The sequence below is a fragment of the Streptomyces sp. NPDC107765 genome (assembly GCF_055657085.1).
In genome coordinates, this window is record NZ_JBVKBL010000007.1 from 81,534 (window position 1) to 97,232 (window position 15,699).

General features: G+C 73.0%; 13 protein-coding genes. 5 read left to right on the top strand and 8 right to left on the bottom strand.

Features of this window, described 5'->3' with window-relative positions:
- Window positions 1-25: 25 nt before the first annotated feature.
- Together ACZ7MX_RS18675 and ACZ7MX_RS18680 are read right to left on the bottom strand one after the other, a co-directional pair.
- On the bottom strand, window positions 26-1,426 hold the full coding sequence (locus ACZ7MX_RS18675) for an SWIM zinc finger family protein (RefSeq protein ID WP_472133419.1): 1,401 nt from the start codon (window positions 1,424-1,426) through the stop codon (window positions 26-28).
- Window positions 1,423-4,374, bottom strand: a complete 2,952-nt coding sequence (locus tag ACZ7MX_RS18680; RefSeq protein WP_472133421.1) for a DEAD/DEAH box helicase — start codon at window positions 4,372-4,374, stop codon at window positions 1,423-1,425. The genes ACZ7MX_RS18675 and ACZ7MX_RS18680 overlap by 4 nt, the downstream gene beginning before the upstream one ends.
- Window positions 4,375-4,583: 209 nt before the next feature.
- Here ACZ7MX_RS18680 and ACZ7MX_RS18685 point away from each other — a divergent pair, with 209 nt between their 5' ends.
- A complete protein-coding gene (locus ACZ7MX_RS18685) occupies window positions 4,584-4,766 on the top strand; it encodes a hypothetical protein (RefSeq protein WP_472133423.1) in 183 nt (60 codons plus the stop codon).
- A 121-nt stretch (window positions 4,767-4,887) separates the two neighbouring features.
- On the opposite strand, the gene ACZ7MX_RS18690 is transcribed toward ACZ7MX_RS18685, so the two are convergent.
- On the bottom strand, window positions 4,888-5,670 hold the full coding sequence (locus tag ACZ7MX_RS18690) for a hypothetical protein (RefSeq protein ID WP_472133425.1): 783 nt from the start codon (window positions 5,668-5,670) through the stop codon (window positions 4,888-4,890).
- Window positions 5,671-5,860: 190 nt separating this feature from the next.
- Here ACZ7MX_RS18690 and ACZ7MX_RS18695 point away from each other — a divergent pair, with 190 nt between their 5' ends.
- Window positions 5,861-6,757 carry an oxygenase MpaB family protein gene (locus ACZ7MX_RS18695; protein WP_472133427.1) on the top strand — a complete coding sequence of 299 codons (897 nt, stop codon included), beginning with the start codon at window positions 5,861-5,863 and terminating at the stop codon, window positions 6,755-6,757.
- 27 nt (window positions 6,758-6,784) lie between these two features.
- Here ACZ7MX_RS18695 and ACZ7MX_RS18700 read toward each other — a convergent pair whose 3' ends face one another.
- Window positions 6,785-7,396 carry a class I SAM-dependent methyltransferase gene (locus ACZ7MX_RS18700; protein ID WP_472133429.1) on the bottom strand — a complete coding sequence of 204 codons (612 nt, stop codon included), beginning with the start codon at window positions 7,394-7,396 and terminating at the stop codon, window positions 6,785-6,787.
- Complete coding sequence (locus ACZ7MX_RS18705) at window positions 7,393-8,880, bottom strand: purine-cytosine permease family protein (RefSeq protein ID WP_472133431.1); 1,488 nt, start codon at window positions 8,878-8,880, stop codon at window positions 7,393-7,395. Before ACZ7MX_RS18705 ends, ACZ7MX_RS18700 begins: the two co-directional genes overlap by 4 nt.
- A gap of 248 nt (window positions 8,881-9,128) precedes the next feature.
- Between ACZ7MX_RS18705 and ACZ7MX_RS18710 the strand changes: the two genes are divergently transcribed.
- The gene (locus ACZ7MX_RS18710) at window positions 9,129-9,743 is read left to right on the top strand and encodes a GTP-binding protein (RefSeq protein WP_472133433.1); all 615 of its coding nucleotides are present in this window, start codon (window positions 9,129-9,131) and stop codon (window positions 9,741-9,743) included.
- 51 nt (window positions 9,744-9,794) lie between these two features.
- On the opposite strand, the gene ACZ7MX_RS18715 is transcribed toward ACZ7MX_RS18710, so the two are convergent.
- Window positions 9,795-10,223 carry a PPOX class F420-dependent oxidoreductase gene (locus ACZ7MX_RS18715; protein WP_472133435.1) on the bottom strand — a complete coding sequence of 143 codons (429 nt, stop codon included), beginning with the start codon at window positions 10,221-10,223 and terminating at the stop codon, window positions 9,795-9,797.
- Between the two features lie 167 nt (window positions 10,224-10,390).
- On the opposite strand from ACZ7MX_RS18715, the gene ACZ7MX_RS18720 reads away from it, so the two are divergent.
- Together ACZ7MX_RS18720 and ACZ7MX_RS18725 are read left to right on the top strand one after the other, a co-directional pair.
- Complete coding sequence (locus tag ACZ7MX_RS18720) at window positions 10,391-10,798, top strand: roadblock/LC7 domain-containing protein (RefSeq protein ID WP_362138278.1); 408 nt, start codon at window positions 10,391-10,393, stop codon at window positions 10,796-10,798.
- Between the two features lie 88 nt (window positions 10,799-10,886).
- Entirely contained in the window at window positions 10,887-11,783 is an 897-nt protein-coding gene (locus ACZ7MX_RS18725; RefSeq protein WP_472133437.1) for a DUF6397 family protein, read from the top strand.
- Here the strand turns inward: ACZ7MX_RS18725 and ACZ7MX_RS18730 are convergent.
- Together ACZ7MX_RS18730 and ACZ7MX_RS18735 are read right to left on the bottom strand one after the other, a co-directional pair.
- A complete protein-coding gene (locus ACZ7MX_RS18730; RefSeq protein ID WP_472133439.1) occupies window positions 11,714-12,583 on the bottom strand; it encodes an acyl-CoA thioesterase in 870 nt (289 codons plus the stop codon). The genes ACZ7MX_RS18725 and ACZ7MX_RS18730 overlap by 70 nt on opposite strands.
- A gap of 52 nt (window positions 12,584-12,635) precedes the next feature.
- The gene (locus ACZ7MX_RS18735; RefSeq protein WP_472133441.1) at window positions 12,636-15,149 is read right to left on the bottom strand and encodes a DEAD/DEAH box helicase; all 2,514 of its coding nucleotides are present in this window, start codon (window positions 15,147-15,149) and stop codon (window positions 12,636-12,638) included.
- Window positions 15,150-15,699: the final 550 nt, after the last annotated feature.

Below are 15,699 nucleotides of genomic sequence, written 5' to 3' on the forward strand. Positions count from 1 at the left end.
TGCCCGCCCCCTGCCGGGCCCCGCCTCAGCCCTCCGCCGATGCCTCCGCCGACGCCTCCGCCAGCGCCGCCGCCGGATCGTCCGAGGCCGGGCCGGCCGGCACCCACTGACCGCGCTCCTTGCGGTACGGCCACCAGCGGCCGTCGCGCCCGTACCGTAGTTGGGCGGCGCCGCCGATCACCGTCCAGCGGTTGCCGGCGGCCCGCAGCCGGGGCCGGGTCCCGTCGTCGTCCCAGGCGGCCGCGAGCCGATCGGCCGCCCGGGCCAGGGCCGCCGGATCCGGGGCCCACTCCTCCTCCAGCATCGTCAGCCCCGCGGTGCCGCCCAGCTCCCAGGCCCGTACGGCCCGCGCCAGGCCGCGTGCGTCCCGCCCCGAACCGGCCGCGAGCCGCCCCGATATGACCTGGTCCGGACCAGCTGCCGCCAGCCGCACCGCGTCCTGACCGGGCGTCAGGGCGGGCGGCGGCGGGGCGTCCGCGTGCCAGGGGGAGAGCGCGTCCGCCAGCAAGTGCTGGGCGCGCGCCGCCGCGTCCCCGATCAGGAACTCCAGCGCCGCCACGTCGACCCCCGGCGCGGGCGGGGTGCCGCCGCCGAGCACCGGAGCGGCGCCCGGCCCGTCGACCGGCGGGGGCGGCGCGGGCAGCGGCGGCAGGATGTCGCGCGCCGCGTACGCCTCGGCGGCCGGTACGCCCGTGCCGGGCCCGGGGGCCGGGACCGCGGCCGCCGCGGGAGTGCCCGCCCGGGCCGCGCTGCGCGCCTGCAGCTCCCCGAGCAGTTCCCGCTCGCCGCGGCCGCGCACCAGCAGCAGCACGAACGGGTCCTGGTCCAGCAACCGCGCCACCTGATAGCACAGCGCCGCCGTATGCGCGCAGTGGTCCCACGCCTCGCAACTGCACTCCGCCTCCAGGTCACCGATGCCCGGCAGCAGTTCGATGCCGGCCGCGGCCGCGTCCTCCACCAGCGCCGGCGGCATGTCCCGGTCGAGCAGTGCCGCGATGTGCCCGGCCCGGTCCGCGACGAGATCGAGGAAGCGGTCCCATGCGGCGTCGTCCAGCCGCTGCAGGAGCACGTCGGACCGGTGCCGGGTGTGGTCCCGGTCCTGGACGACCGCGGTCAGCCGTCCCGGGCGCACGGACACGGCACCGACCGCACCGGCCCGGGCGTGCCGCCGGCCCAGCTTCAGCTGCTGCCCGTCCAGGGCGGTGTCCTCCAGCGCCTTGAGCCACGCCTGCCCCCACCACGTGCGGGCGAAGCCCCGGCCCTGGGCGGGCGGCAGCGCGGCGAAGGTCCGTTCGGCGTCCGGGGCGTCTTCGTGCGTGCCCTCCCCGGGTATCCCTTCCTCGTGGGAGCCGCCCCCGTAGGCGCCATCCTCGTAGGCGCCTTCGCTGTCCTCGAATCGCCCGGTCATCGCTCCTCGTCCGGTCATCGCTCGCTCCCTCGCAGTGCGACCAGGTCCGCCAGCTCGGCGTCGCTGAGTTCGGTCAGTGCGGCCTCGCCGGAGCCGAGCACCGCGTCCGCCAGCTGCTGTTTGCGCAGGAGCAGGCCGGCGATCCGGTCCTCGATCGTGCCCTCCGTGATCATGCGGTGGACCTGCACCGGCTGGGTCTGCCCGATGCGGTACGCACGGTCGGTGGCCTGCGCCTCGACGGCCGGGTTCCACCAGCGGTCGAAGTGCACGACATGGCCCGCCCGGGTGAGGTTCAGCCCGGTGCCGGCCGCCTTCAACGACAGCAGGAAGACCGGAACCTCGCCGTCCTGGAAGCGCCGCACCATCTCCTCCCGGCGCGCCACCGTCGTTCCGCCGTGCAGAAGTTGCGAGGCCACGCCGCGCGCCGCCAGATGCCCCTCCAGCAGCCGCGCCATCCGTACGTACTGGGTGAACACCAGCACGCTCGCCCCCTCGGCGAGGATCGTGTCCAGCAACTCGTCGAGCAGCTCGACCTTCCCCGAGCGGCCGCCGGTCCGCGGCTGCTCCTCCTTGAGGAACTGCGCGGGGTGGTTGCAGATCTGCTTGAGCGAGGTGAGCAGCTTGACCACCAGCCCGCGGCGGGCGAACCCGTCCGTCCCGGCGATCTCTTCGAGCCCCTCGCGCACCACCGCCTCGTAGAGCCCGGCCTGTTCGGTGGTCAGCGCCACCGCACGGTCGGTCTCCGTCTTGGGCGGCAGCTCGGGCGCGATGCCCGGATCGGACTTGCGCCGGCGCAGCAGGAACGGCCGCACCAGCCGGGCCAGCCGGTCGGCCGCCGTGGCCGCCTCGGGGGACGCCGCCGGACCGCCCTCGACGATCCGCGCATACCGCGTCCGGAACCGTCCCAGCGACCCCAGCAGCCCGGGCGTCGTCCAGTCCAGGATCGCCCACAGCTCGCTCAGGTTGTTCTCCACCGGGGTGCCGGACAGCGCCACCCGGGCCTTGCCCGGAACGGTCCGCAGGGCCTTGGCGGTCGCCGAGAACGGGTTCTTGACGTGCTGCGCCTCGTCCGCGACGACCAGCCCCCAGGGCACCTCCGCCAGCTTCCCGGCGTCCAGCCGCATCGTCCCGTAGGTGGTGAGGACGAACTCGCCGTCCGCCAGGTCCGCCAGGCTGCGGCGCCCGGCGTGGAAGCGGCGCACCGGGGTGCCCGGCGCGAACTTCTCGATCTCCCGCTGCCAGTTGCCCATCAGCGACGTCGGGCACACCACCAGCGTCGGGCCGGCCGACGCGGGGTCGGTCTGCCGGTGCAGATGCAGCGCGATGAGGGTGATCGTCTTGCCCAGTCCCATGTCGTCGGCGAGACAGGCGCCCAGTCCCATTGACGTCATCCGGTGCAGCCAGCCCAGGCCGCGCACCTGATAGTCGCGCAGTGTCGCGCGGAGCGCGGGCGGCTGGGTGACGGGACCGGTGTCGGTGCCCTCCGGGTCGGCGAGCCGGTCGCGCAGCCCGGCCAGCCACCCGGTCGCCTGCACCGCCACCCGGTCGCCGGCGCCGTCCTCGGCGCTCCCGGTGAGCGCGGCGCCGAGCGCGTCGAGCGGGGTGACCTTGCGGTCCTGCCGGTCCCGGGCGGCCCGCACGGCCTCCGGGTCGATCAGCACCCACCGGTCGCGCAGCCGCACCAGCGGCCGCCCGGCCTCGGCCAGCCGGTCCAGCTCGGCCCGGTCCACCTCCTGGCCGCCCACCGCGAACCGCCAGCTGAAGGAGAGCAGGGCGTCCGCGGACAGCAAGGAGGGCAGCCCCGATTCCCGGCCGTCCACCGGGCCTTCGGTATCGGGCGGCCCCACCACGGCGCGGCTGGTCAGCGTGCGCGCCAGCTGCTTCGGCCAGTGGACCTGCACCCCGGCCGCGGCCAGCGCCCGGGAGGCCGGGCCGAGCAGTTCGGCGACCTCCTCGTCGGCGAGATCCAGCGCGTCGGGCACCGCCGCCGACAGCAACGGGCCGAGCGGCGCCCAGACCTCGGCCGCCCGGCGCAGCGTGCGCAGGGTGTCCATCCGCGCCCGCGGGCCGAACGCCTGCCCCGCCGTCGACGCCCCCGCCCACACCTCGGCCGCATCCGCCACCAGGGCCGGATCGGTGAGGCTGTGCACCTGGAGGGCCGCGCGGAAGGTGACCTCGCCCGCCGAGGTGGGGGCGGTACCGTCCACCGGACCGCCCACCGCCGCGTCCGCCTCCAGGCCGTGCGCCGCCACCCGCAGGGAGATCCGTACGCCGGCGTCATGGCCGGCGGCGACGTCCGCGGCCCAGTCCCGCTGTTCGGGGATGTGCTGCGGTGCGGCCGCCGCGAAGGCAGGCGCCCCGGTGGCCAGCGCGGCGGCGGGGGAGCGCGGCAGACCGTCCGCCACCGCGTCGAGGAACGCCCGTAGGTGCCGCTCCGGCTCGGGCAGCTCCACCGGCTCCGTCCCCGGCAGCGGGGTGGCGTGCGCGTACGGCGGCATCGCGGCGGCGAGCCCCCGCAGCCGTTCGATGTCCGCCGCGTCGAGCGGGCCCAGCCGCCAGGCGTCGTACCCCTTCGGGCTCACGCCGGGCAGCAGCCGTCCCCGGGCGGCCAGCTGGAGGGCGAGGATCGCCGCGGCGCCCCAGAAGGCGGCCGCCGGATGGGTGGTCCGGCCGGCCCGCAACCGGGTGAGGACGGGCACCGCGTCGGCCACCGGCAGCACCAGCGCCGGCACCTCGCCGACCTGGATGCCGCCGTCCTCCTCCGGCAGTACGACGCTCAGCCGCTCCACCACGGGCCCGCTCCCGTCCGGCGCGCCCTCCTCGGTGAGGGCCGCCGCCACCGGCTCACCATCGGTACGCCAGAAGGCGATCCGGCCGGCCCGGGGCGGATCCGACGGCAGGAAGACCGCCGGGCAGCGGGCGAGCCCGGAGAGTTGAGCGGGGGTGGCCGCACGCGTGGATGTCACAGGTTCCCGAACTCCTCAAGTTTGACTACTGGCGCCTGGAGCGCCCGAGGGTACCGGACGCCGGACCCGAACGGGGAACGCGCGCACCAATGGGCGGCGCCGGGCCGCACCCGGCAACCCGTGCGGCACGAGAGGGAACCCGCGGCGCGGAATCGGCGTTCAATGGAGTACGACAGAGCGCGGCACCGGCCGCGGAAGGGGCGTGAAGGATGTCCACACAGGCGAAGGTCGCGATCGGCGGTGTCGCGGTGGGAGTGGTCCTGCTGTGGCTGCTGCCCTTCTGGGCGGCCCTCTTGGTCATGGTCGGAATCCCGGTCGTCGCATATCTGACCCTCGACTCCTCCCAGCGCCGCCGCCTGCGCCGGGTCGGCCGCAAACAGCTGGGACGCTGACGCCGGCAGCGGGGCGGGCGGGCCCGGTGGGCCGGCATGCCCCATGCCCGGGGACCGGACCGGACCGGCCGGCGGCTCGGCCCGGTGGCCCGGGCAGTAGGCGGTGCGCCCGGGCGCCGGCTCAGACCGGCCGGGCCGCCAGCTCGTCCAGCGAGGAGAGCAGTCCGGGCAGTTCGGGCCCGCGGCCCACCGGATGCACCTCGCCGGGCTCCTCGTCCAGCAGCACGAAGGCGATGTCGTCCGTCCGCGCCACCATGCTCCAGCCCGGCCCGTCGACCCGCAGCGTGCGCGCCTCACCCGCCGCGAACGACGACCGCACGCGCCCGGGCGGCGGCGGCTCGGCCAGATAGCCGCGGGCCTCCTTCAGCACCCGGCGCACCCCCTCGTGCGCCTCGTCCCCCGGTTCCGCGAACGTCACCTCACCGTCCACCTGCTCGCGCCACATCGCCCACTGCAGCGCGATCTCGTCCGCACCGAGCCGCCGTTGGGCCGGCCCCCACTCCTCCGCGTCCGGGGGGCAGAGAGGCGCCGGCTCCCCCTCCTGCGGCGCCGGATCATGCGGCGCCGGCACCCCCGGCGCCGACACGGCGAGCGCCAGCGGCCAGCCCGGGAGCGCCGCGACGATGCTGCTCTCCCCGGGGGAGAGGTCGTACTCCATCCCGCAGTCCCACGCCGCGATGGCACAGGCCACCAGCGACACGTCCTCGGTCACCACCGTCCAGCGGGCGCCGCCCCCGTCCTGCCCGAGGACCAGCCCGTAGCCCTCGGCGTACGGTTCGAGCCCGAGGCCCGCGCACACCTCGGGGTAGTCGTCGCCGAGCACGCTCGGGAACTGCCCGGGCGTCAGCAGCACCGCCGTCAGCACGAACAACTGGTCGTTGTCGGCGCTCTCGGTCGTGGGCACGCGGACCTCCCCTTCCCATCCTTTGCGGAGTACGTCGGCGCACCTTAATTGCCCCGTCGGGAGCTTGTCACCACTCCTACGCTGCGCTTATGCCTTCCTACAGGGGCCGGAGCGCTGGTGTGCCCGCTCTGCCGGGCCGTCCGGGCCGCTCCTAGACTGGGCGCTCCGGCGAGGGAAGGACGGTTGTCACGTGCGGCGCTACGACTGGCTGAAGGAGATCCGCAGGCTCGACCCCGAGCGCGACTTCTTACGGATCTACCGCATCATCGCCACCCATGAGTTCCCCTGGGACTTCACCCGGGCGCTGGAGCTGGCCCTCTACCGCACCTACGCCGTACCGAGCATCGGCCGGCTGCTCGCCGAGACCGCCGAACTGACGGACCGTACGCAGAAACGCTACGACGACACCGCCCTCCTCCTGGACGCCGTAGTGGAGCACGGCTTCGACGGCGAGGACGGCCGGACGGCCATCCGGCGCATCAACCAGATGCACCGCAGCTACGACATCTCCGACGAGGACATGCGCTATGTCCTGTGCACGTTCGTGGTGATGCCCAAGCGCTGGCTCGACGCCTACGGCTGGCGGCGGCTGACCCCGCACGAACAGCGCGCCGTCGCCGCCTACTACCGCACCCTGGGCCGTCACATGGGCATCCCCGAACTCCCCGGGACCTACGAGGACTTCGAGGAGTACCTCGACGCCTACGAGGCGGCGCACTTCGGCTGGGACGAGGGCGCACGACGGGTCTCCGACGCCACCTTGGACCTGATGGCCGGCTGGTACGGCCCGCTCGCCCCGATGGTGCGCCGCGCGAGCATGGCCCTCCTGGACGACTCGCTGTTGGAGGCCTTCCGCTACGACCGGCCGGCCCCGGCGCTGCAGAAGACGGTGCGCGGCGCCCTGAAGCTGCGCGCGAAGGCCGTCCGGCTGCTGCCGCCCCGCCGCACCCCGCACTACGCCCGCCAGAACCCCGAGATCAAGGGCTACCCGAACGGCTACCGGGTGGCCGAACTCGGCACCTTCCCGGCCGCCCGGCGCCTCGGCGGCTGCCCGGTCCCGCACGGGGAGGACCCGGTGGCCTCCTGACCCGGATACCGCGGTCCGGGTCGCGCCTCAATCCTGGCGGACCGCCAACGCCAGATAGCGCGCGTCCCGGTCCTCGTACCGGATCAGCTCCCAGCCGCAGCGGGCGAGCAGGGGCCGCAGATTCGGCTCCGCCCGGAGGTCGTCGGGTGTGACGGCCCGCCCCTTGCGCGCGGCGAGGGCGGCCCGCCCGATGGGGTGGAAGAGCGCGAGCCGGCCACCGGGGCGCACGACCCTGGCCAGTTCGGCGAAGCCCGCCTCCGGGTACGGCAGATGGGAGATGAGCCCGGCGGCGAAGACCGCGTCCAGCGCGGCGTCCGGCAGCGGCAGCCGCGTCGCGTCAGCGATCAGCAGCGGCGCGCAGCGGTCCCGCCCGGCCCGTACGGCGGCCGCCAGCATCTCGGGCGTCAGATCGGCGCCCAGCACCGTCCCCTGCGGCCCCACGGCCTCCCGCAGCGCCGGCAGTGCCCGCCCCGTGCCGCAGCCAGCGTCCAGCACCCTCTCGCCCCGCCGCAGCCCCAGCTCGGCGACGCCGGCGGCGTAGGCGGGGCCGTCGTCGGGGAACTTGGCGTCCCAGCCGGCGGCACGCGGCCCGAAGAACTCGCGCACCTCGTGCGGCCGCTCACCTTGGTGGTCGGTCATCGGTCTCCTCCAGAGGTGTGACGACGGGCACCGAGCGACGCGGTGCAGGCGTACAGCACGCCGGCGACGGGCAGGGCCACCACGACGCCGAGGTTCATGGCGCCCAGCGGGCCCCGCGCGGCGCCGTCGGTGAGCAGGAAGCCGACCACCGTGGCGATGTGGGGGTCGGCGGAGGTGATCAGGCCCAGCCCGACGACCGTGCCCACGACGAGCGAGAACACCGCCGGCCGGCCCAGGGCCGCCACCCGCACCAGGTCGAAGCCGGTGTGGCGGCGGCGCCACTGCTCCACCAGGAACACCGCCGACCAGGCCGACATCGCCACCCCGATGACGGCCAGGAACGCCTGGAAGGTCGCGAAGAAACTGGGCGAAACGAACAGCACGTACCAGCCGCCGACGGCCATCAGCACGCCGTCCACCAGAACGGCCAGATGCCGCCGGATCGGAATGCCCAGGGCCAGCATCGACATGCCCGAGCTGTAGATGTCCATGATCGCCCCGGAGGCGAAGCCCCCGATGGCGGTGAGCAGATACGGCACCAGGAACCAGGTGGGCAGCTCGGCCGCGAGCGCCCCCACCGGGTCGGCGGCCGCCGCCCCGGCCAGCTTCGGATCCCCGGCGTTCAGCACCACCCCGAACACCAGCAGCACCAGCGGCGGCAGTACCCCGCCGAGCGTGGTCCACCCCGTGATCGCCCGGCCGCTGCTCGTCCGCGGCAGATAACGGCTGTAATCGGCACCGCAGTTGACCCAGCCCAGGCCCAGCAGCGTCATCGCGAACACGATGCCGCCGACGAACGTGCCGAGGCCGGCCACCCGGCCGTGCCCCAGCGCGGACAGGTCGATGCGGTCGGCCATCAGCACCAGGTACACCACGGTCAGTGCGGTGATCGCGGCGGTCAGGTACTTCTGCACCCGCATGATCAGGGCATGCCCGTAGATGCCGACCACCACGACCACGACCGCCGTCACCGCGAAACACAGCGCCTGCGCCGTAGTTGTCGGCGTCCGTGCGTCGGCCCGGGCGAAGACACCGGGCGCGACACGCGCCAGGATCACCGCGCCGCCCAAGGAGGACAGCGCGACCAGGACGGTCTCCCAGCCGACGTTGGAGACGTAGCTGAACAGGGTGGGCAGCTTGTTGCCCTGCCGCCCGAAGGAGGACCGGCCGATGGCCATGGTGGGTGCACCGGTGCGCGTCCCGGCTATCGAGATCAGCCCGACCAGGAGGAACGAGAGCACATAGCCGAGCGCCCCGGAGGCGATCGCCTGCCAGGGGCTGAGGCCGAGGCCCATGAGGTAGACGCCGTAGGCGATGGACAACAGGGAGAGGCCGGACGCGGCCCAGGGCCAGAACAACGACCGGGGGCTGCCGTGCCGCTCGGCGTCCGGTACCGGATCGATGCCATGGCGTTCGACGGCACGGGCGGAGACGTCCGCCGCGGCGGACGGTACGGTCCGCTCCTCGGACTGCTGCTGCGTCATGCGGCCATGATCCCGCACCGGCCCCCGCAGTGGCGGCCCGGTCCGTCTATCACGAATACGGGCGCCGCCGGGCTTGCTGATCGCAAGACTGAGCGGCTTTGGCAATTTCGGGGACATTCCGATCAGCGGGCGGTACGGTCCTCGCCATGGATTTCGGACGGCGCTCTGCCGCCGAAGGCTCCCCTCGCCGAGCCGTGCATCCGCATTCCCCGTGACGCGCAGGACCCGCATCCTTAAGGAGACGGCCGATGAACGCCGCACCAGGGGCCCCGGAGGGCGCAGCCCCGGGCCCCGGCCCCGAACTGGCCCTGAAGATCTTAGTCGCGGGCGGCTTCGGGGTGGGCAAGACCACCCTGGTGGGCTCGGTCAGCGAGATCCGCCCGCTGCGCACCGAGGAAGGACTCAGCGAGGCCGGGGAGGGGGTGGACGACACCGGGGGAGTGGACACCAAGGCCACCACCACCGTGGCGATGGACTTCGGCCGCATCACCATCCGGGAGGGGCTCTCCCTCTACCTCTTCGGCACCCCGGGACAGGACCGCTTCTGGTTCCTGTGGGACGACCTCTCCGAGGGCGCGCTGGGCGCCGTGGTCCTCGCCGACACCCGCCGGCTGCAGGACTGCTTCCCGGCGGTCGACTACTTCGAGCGCCGCGCGATCCCGTTCCTGGTCGCCGTCAACTGCTTCGCCGACACGCGGTCCTACGGGGCGGACGAGGTGGCCCGCGCGCTGGATCTGGCCCGCGGCACCCCGGTCGTCCTCTGTGACGCGCGGGACCGCGACTCCGGCAAGGAGGTGCTGGTCCGGCTCGTCGAGCACGCCGGCCGGCAGCACTCCCCCCGGACGCCTGCCCCGGTGGGATGACCCGCGGACGGGCGGGGCGCGGACACCGGAGGGCCCGCGCCGCGCACCGGGTCAGTCCGCGACCGCCGCGAGTCCGACGACCTTGTCGATCGTGACCCGCACCACCACCTCGCCCGGCACGCCGTTGCGCGCGCCGTATTCCTCCGCACGGTCCTCGCCCATGTAACGGGCCGCGATCCGGGTCGCCCAGTGCCGTACGTCGGCCAGGTCGTCGCTGATCTCCGCCGAGCCCTGCACGGTCACGAAGGAGAACGGCGGCCGGTCGTCGTCGACGCACAGGGCGAGCCTGCCGTCGCGGGCCAGATTGCGTCCCTTGACCGTGTCCGCACCGGTGTTGAACACCAACTCGTCGCCGTCCAGGAGGAACCAGATCGGCGCGAGGTGGGGGCTGCCGTCCGCCCGCACGGTCGCCAGCTTTCCGGTCCGGGTGCCCTCGGAGAGGAACCTGCGCCACTCGTCGTTCGTCATCTTGTGTGCCATGCCGACATCCTCTCCGCGGGTCGGCGCGGGCGCCGCCTGGCACGCCGGGCCGTGGGCCGCTTGCCGAGACGGCGGAGGTGGGACAGGCTGGCACGGCAGTCCGCGGAGGGACCATGGGCTGCCGTCCGGCCAGGACCGCGGCCGGGGACACGGGGAGGAAGCGTCACATGGCATTGAGCAGCGGACTCGACTGGCTGCTGGACGACCTGACCAAGCGGGTGGAGAAGGTACGGCACGCGTTGGTGCTCTCCAACGACGGGCTGGTGACCGGCGCGAGCGAGGGCCTGGGGCGGGAGGACGCCGAACATCTCGCGGCGGTCGCCTCGGGACTGCACAGCCTCGCCAAGGGCTCGGCGCTGCACTTCCGTGGCGGGCAGGTCCGGCAGACCATGATCGAGTTCGACGACGGGGTGCTGTTCGTGACGGCGGCGGGGGACGGCAGCTGCCTGTGCGTGCTGGCCGGCGCGGACGCCGACCTCGGGCAGATCGCCTACGAGATGACGCTGTTGGTCCATCGCGTCGGCGAGCACCTGGGCGTCGCGGTGCGCCGGCCGGAGAGTTATCCACAGGTCTGAGGCGGAGTTTGACGCACTGTCACCGCCTGCGGCTACAGTCGTGACTGTCAGTGATCGACGCTGACCGACCGAGTTGCGGGGGAACGACATGACAGTGATGTGTGACGGGCAGCAGACGCTCCCGAAGGGCCGAGCGGCCCATGAACTGGAGCTGCGCAGCGGCGAGTTCGAGCTCGCCGTCCAGCTCGGAGAAGTCCGTACGGTGCCGCCCGGAAGCGCCGACCGCCCGCCGGGCGCCGGAGTCCTCGGCGGGCGCCGGGTCCCGGCCGAGGAGATCGCCCGGCTCCAGGCCGAGCCCGGCTTCCCGGAGGCGCTCCGCGAGCGCATCCGCACGGTCGGCACGACCGAGGCCGCCCGGCAGATGGGCGTCGGACCGGGCCGGGTGCTCCGCCTGACCCGCGCCGGCTGCTTCGCGCCCGTCCGGTTCTACGTGAACCGCTACGGCGCGGTGGTCTGGCTCTATCTCGCGGCGGAGGTCGCCGACTTCGCCGACCGCGAACCGGACCTGCTCCGGGGCAACACCCCCGCGGCGATGCGGGTGATGCTCGACGGCGGACAGGACTGGCGGGCCCGCCAGTGGCGCAGCCGCCGGGTCGCGCAGCTCATGGGGCAGACCGACGACCCCTGGGAGTCGGCCGCGGTGATCGCCGCCGTCCTGCCCCCGGAGGAGCTGGCCTCGGTGGTCGGCAACCCCCTGGAGCGGTCCGTGCTGCGCCGGCTCCGGCCCACCCTCGCGACGATGATCACCGCCACCCCGGCGGCCCGGGAAGCCTGCGAACGGGTGCTGACGGCCGACGAGTTCGACGAGGTCCTGTGGTACCGCGTCCATCTCGCCCGGGCTCTCGAAGAGGCCCGCAGAGAGGATCCCGGACGGGTCCGCCGGATGTCCCCCGTGGAGCCGGCCGTCCGGCCGGGTCAGCCACCCAGTTTCCGGAACAGCCCCTCCTGGACGACCGAGACGAGCAGCCTGCCCTCGCGGTCGTAGATCCGCCCGCGGGCCAGGCCCCGGCCGCCGGTGGCGATCGGGGACTCCTGGTCGTAGAGGAACCACTCGTCCGCGCGGAACGGGCGGTGGAACCACATCGCATGGTCGAGCGAGGCCATGTCGAAGCCGCGCGGGCCCCAGAGCGGCTCGATCGGGATGCGGACCGCGTCCAGCAGCGTCATGTCGCTGGCGTAGGTCAGCGCGCAGGTGTGCACGAGCGGATCGTCGCCCAGCGGCCCGACCGCCCGCATCCACACCGCGCTGCGCGGCTCCGCGCCCTCGATCTCGTCCGGCGCCCAGCGCAGCCGGTCGACATACCGGATGTCGAACGGCTGCCTGCGGGCCATCCGCTCCAATGCCTCGGGCAGCCCGCCCAGATGCTCGCGGACCTCCTCCACGACCGTCGGGAGGCCCTCCGGGTCGGGCACCGCACGGCGCATAGGCAACTGATGTTCGAAGCCGGGCTCCGGCTTGTGGAAGGAGGCGGTCAGATTGAAGATCGTGCGTCCCTCTTGGACCGCGACCACCCGGCGCGTGGTGAAGGAACGCCCGTCACGCACCCGCTCGACCTGGTACACGATCGGTACCCCGGGCCGGCCCGGGCGCAGGAAGTACGCATGGAGCGAGTGCACCGGGCGGTCACCGTCGGTGGTCCGCCCGGCGGCGACCAGCGCCTGGCCCGCGACCTGTCCGCCGAAGACCCGCTGGAGGCTCTCCTGCGGACTGCGGCCGCGGAAGATGTTCACCTCGATCCGTTCGAGATCCAGCAGGTCGACGAGCCTCTCCGCAGGATTGGTCATGGCCGATGGCCCTCCCTCGCATGCCCCGGCGGCCTCGGGCGAAGCCGTCGCCTCACAACTGACCCACGTCCGTGACCCGCACGACCGCGCGCCCCTCCTCGTCCGAGGCGGCCAGATCCACCTCGGCGGAGATGCCCCAGTCGTGATCACCGTTCGGGTCGGCGAAAGTCTGCCGCACCTTCCACAGCCCGTGCTCGGCGTCCTCCTCGATCTGCAGGAGTTTCGGGCCGCGCGCGTCCGGGCCGGTGCCCAGGTCCTCGTACTCCTCCCAGTAGGCGTCCATCGCCTCGCCCCAGGCGTCCGCGTCCCAGCCCGACTCGGCGTCCATCTCGCCGAGTTCCTCGACCTTGTCCAGCGCCGCCAGTTCCACCCGCCGGAACATCGCATTGCGCACCAGCACCCGGAAGGCCCGCGCGTTGGCCGTGACCGGCCGGACCTGATCCGCCCGCTCCTGGGCCTGGTCCGCCGTCTCCTCCTCCGGGTTGGCCAGCTGCTCCCACTCGTCCAGCAGGCTGGAGTCCACCTGCCGCACCATCTCGCCCAGCCAGGCGATGATGTCCTGGAAGTCCTCCGACTTCAGATCGTCCGGGACGGTGTGGTCCAGCGCCTTGAAGGCGCTCGCCAGGTACCGCAGCACGATGCCTTCGGTGCGCGCCAGCTCGTAGTAGGAGGTGAATTCCGTGAAGGTCATGGCGCGTTCGTACATGTCGCGGATGACCGACTTCGGGGACAGCGGGTGGTCGCCCACCCAGGGGTGGCTCTTGCGGTACAGCCCGTAGGCGTGGAAGAGCAGCTCCTCCAGCGGCTTGGGGTACTCGACGTCCATGAGCCGTTCCATGCGCTCTTCGTACTCGACGCCGTCGGCCTTCATCTGGGCCACCGCCTCGCCGCGCGCCTTGTTCTGCTGCGCGGCCAGGATCTGCCGCGGATCGTCCAGCGTGGACTCCACGACCGACACCATGTCCAACGCGTAGGACGGCGACTCCGGGTCGAGCAGGTCGAAGGCGGCCAGTGCGAACGTCGACAGCGGCTGGTTGAGCGCGAAGTCCTGCTGCAGATCCACGGTCAGCCGGACGATCCGGCCCTCCGCGTCCGGCTCGTCCAGCCGCTCGACGATTCCGCCGTCCAGCAGCGACCGGTAGATCGCGATGGCCCGCCGGATGTGCCGCAGCTGGTTCTTGCGCGGCTCGTGGTTGTCCTCGAGCAGCTTGCGCATCCCCTCGAAGGCATTGCCCGGGCGGGCGATCACCGACAGCAGCATCGCGTGGGTCACCCGGAAGCGCGAGGTCAGCGGCTCCGGATCGGACGCGATCAGCTTCTCGAAGGTGTTCTCGCCCCAGTTGACGAAACCCTCCGGCGCCTTCTTGCGGACCACCTTGCGCCGCTTCTTCGGATCGTCGCCCGCCTTCGCCAGCGCCTTCTCGTTCTCCACGACGTGCTCGGGCGCCTGCGCCACGACGAAGCCGGCGGTGTCGAAGCCGGCCCGCCCGGCCCGGCCCGCGATCTGGTGGAACTCCCGCGCCCGCAGCGTCCGCACCCGCGATCCGTCGTACTTGGTCAGTGCCGTGAACAGCACCGTCCGGATGGGCACGTTGACGCCGACGCCGAGGGTGTCCGTTCCGCAGATGACCTTCAGCAGGCCCGCCTGGGCGAGCTTCTCCACCAGCCGGCGGTACTTCGGCAGCATTCCGGCGTGGTGGACGCCGATGCCGTGGCGCACATACCGCGACAGGTTCCTGCCGAACTTCGTGGTGAACCGGAAGTTGCCGATCAGCTCGGCGATCTGATCCTTCTCCGCCCGGGTGCACATGTTGATGCTCATCAGGGCCTGCGCCCGCTCCACGGCGGCGGCCTGCGTGAAGTGCACGATGTAGACGGGGGACTGGCGGGTCTCCAGCAGCTCGGTGAGCGTCTCCGTCAGGGCGGTGGTGCGGTACTCGTACGACAGCGGCACCGGCCGGGTCGCCGAGCGCACCACCGACGTCGGCCGCCCGGTGCGCCGGCTGAGGTCCTCCTCGAACCGCGACATGTCGCCGAGCGTCGCCGACATCAGCACGAACTGCGCCTGCGGCAGTTCGAGCAGCGGAATCTGCCAGGCCCAGCCGCGGTCCGGCTCGGCATAGAAATGGAACTCGTCCATCACGACCTGGCCGATGTCGGCGTCCTTGCCGTCCCGCAGCGCTATCGAGGCGAGGACCTCGGCGGTGCAGCAGATGACCGGGGCGTCGGCGTTCACCGACGCATCGCCGGTGAGCATGCCGACGTTCTCGGTGCCGAAGAGCTTGCACAGATCGAAGAACTTCTCCGACACCAGCGCCTTGATCGGGGCGGTGTAGAAGGTGACCTGATCATGGGCGAGGGCGGTGAAGTGCGCGCCGGCCGCCACCAAGCTCTTCCCGGAGCCGGTGGGGGTGGACAGGATCACGTTCGCCCCCGAGACCACCTCGATCAGCGCCTCCTCCTGGGCAGGGTAGAGCGAGATCCCCTGCTGCTCGGCCCAGCCCGAAAAGGCTTCGAAGAGGGCATCGGGGTCGGCGTCGTTCGGCAGATGATCGATGAGGGTCACGCCCCCATACTGCCTGTCTTCACCCCGGATCAGGGAACCGGTAACCCATACGGAGATCAACTGAACCCCCCATGGACGGTCCGGCACCGTCCGCTCACCTTCCGTAAGGGGTGGCCGTCCTCTGGGGCCGTGCGCAGAGGGCGCCGCGGCCCGCCGTCCGGGAGGCGGCTGGGCACTGCCCGTGGTCGTCCGTTGTAGCCATCCTCTGCGGTCGTCTTCCGCGGTCGTCTTCCGCGGTCGTCCTCTGCGGTCGTCTTCCGCGGTCGTCTTCCGTGGTTGTTCCCCCCGGGCCGGTCGCCGGGCGGGCCCCGCCTCCGGACGGAGATCATCTCCCGCTACGCTGAGTCGCCGACCCGACGTCAGCAGCGCGGACGGTGAGCGTGCCGGACGCGACATACCGACCGGGTACGACCCACCGACGAGCGCGACGTAGTAGCCGGGCGCGACGGCTGTACCGGGCATGACGGACCTGCCGGGTGCGACGTACGCGCCGGGCGCGGGAGGTGTGCCGGGTACGCCGTACGGGCCTGGCACCACGTACGGGCCGGGC